This is a genomic window from Streptomyces alkaliphilus, assembly GCF_014141535.1.
Classification (GTDB): Bacteria; Actinomycetota; Actinomycetes; order Streptomycetales; family Streptomycetaceae; genus Streptomyces; species Streptomyces alkaliphilus.
In genome coordinates this window covers 1-1,632 of sequence record NZ_VKHT01001070.1, presented here as the reverse complement: position 1 = coordinate 1,632, position 1,632 = coordinate 1, and the positions used below count along the sequence as shown (strand labels likewise).

The following is a 1,632-nucleotide window of genomic DNA, read 5'->3' as shown; positions in this document are numbered from 1 at the left end:
GGGTTGCCCGTCACCGTGGCCGGCCCCTGGGGCGCCGCGCGGGACCCGACGCGGGCACCGCCGGCCAGGGCGGCGGCTCCGCCGGTTCCGGCCGTGCCGGCCATGGCCGCGACCTTGCGTCCGGCGCGCTCGGTGTGCTGCCTGGCCACCCCGGCTCCGGCGCCGGCGGCGCGGTGCAGGGACTCGCCGTCGGAACCCTCGGCCGCCCAGTGGACGAACTTGAAGGTCGCATACGGGCACAGCAGCACCAGGACCATGACGACGATGCCGGCCATGACGTCGGCGAGTGCGGCGACCCCGTCGCCGGGCTCGGTGTCGCCGATGGCGGAGACACCGAGCAGGAAGACGATCGTCATGAGGAGCTTGGAGACCACCAGGGTGGCGGTGGCCTCGATCCATCCCCTGCGCCAGCGGCGGGCGGCCTCCCAGCCCCCGCCCGCCCCGGCGAAGACCGCGAGGGTGACGAGCACGAGGATGCCGACCTTGCGGACCATCATCACGCACCAGTAGAGGAACGCGCCGATGGCGCATCCCAGGGCCGCGATGGTGGGCACCAGCCAGCCCATACCGCCCAGGGCCCCGATGTGGGAGACCTTGACGATGCGTCGGACGGCGTCCTCGAAGCTGCTGTTGGCGGCCATGAACAGGCCGTCGGACAGGGCGTCGACGACCTCGATCGCCACGGTGGTCAGGGCGATGGCGCAGAAGGCGAACAGCACGCCGCTCGCCGTGCCGGTGAAGGCCCGGGTGAGGGCTTGGCCGTCGCGCAGGAACGCGGCTCGAACGAGCTGGGCGCAGAAGGTGCCGACGAGGACGACCAATCCGATCGGCAGGATCATCTCGTAGTTGTCGCGGAACCATCCGGTGTTCAGGTCCACCCGGGTGGTGGTGTTGACCGCCTCGGCGGCGAGTTCGGCGGCTGCCGCGGCCAGCTCACCGGCCGATTTGGCCATCCAGTTGCCGATCGCCTCGCCGGGGTTGGCGATGAAGTCGGCCGCGTCGCTGATCGAGCACAGGGCACCCGCCAGCGGCAGGTCGCAGAATTCCATGGGTAAAGGAGCAGTCCTTCTCCGGTCGGGTCCGGTCGGATCCGGTCAGGGCGCCACGTGGGGCGCGACGGCGACCAGGGAGCAGGCCCGGGAGGGGCGGCACTGCACGGCCAGGGTGATGGAGCGGTCCTCCGCCCCGCTCCCGCCGTTGGCCCAGCTGATCCGCTGGGTGCCGGTGACGGTCACGGCGTAGATGTACGCCTCGGTGATCGCGGCCGGGTCCTCGGCCAGGGCCCGCAGGAACGCCGAGGGGTAGTGCCCGCCGGCCGCGTCGGCGGTGGCGTACTGCTCCTGGTCGGCCATCCGCGACCACAGGGTCGGATCGGGGACCCGGGCGGAGACCGAGGACCAGTCGCGGTACCGCGACTCGGGGGTCATCCACGCCTCCACACCGGCCAGATGGTGCCCGTGGTCAGTGTCGCGGGTGTCGTAGGACCACAGCATCACCGCGGCGGCCTCCGCGAAGGCGACGGGATCGGAGATCTTCGGCGGGGCGGGCACCGGCCCCGCTCCGGGCGCCGGGTCCGCCTCCGGCGGCCCGGCCGCCCCGGTCGAAGGGCGGGGTGGGTCGGCGGCCGAATCC

Annotated in this window: 2 protein-coding genes; both read right to left on the bottom strand. The window is 73.0% G+C overall.

Annotation, left to right across the window (positions count from 1 at the left end; translation table 11 throughout):
* On the bottom strand, window positions 1-1,049 hold a 1,049-nt coding region (locus tag FNQ90_RS22450), incomplete at its 3' end, for an SCO6881 family protein (protein ID WP_182608013.1).
* 45 nt (window positions 1,050-1,094) lie between these two features.
* Window positions 1,095-1,632: hypothetical protein (locus FNQ90_RS22445; protein WP_228471498.1), on the bottom strand; the 538-nt coding region annotated here is incomplete at its 5' end.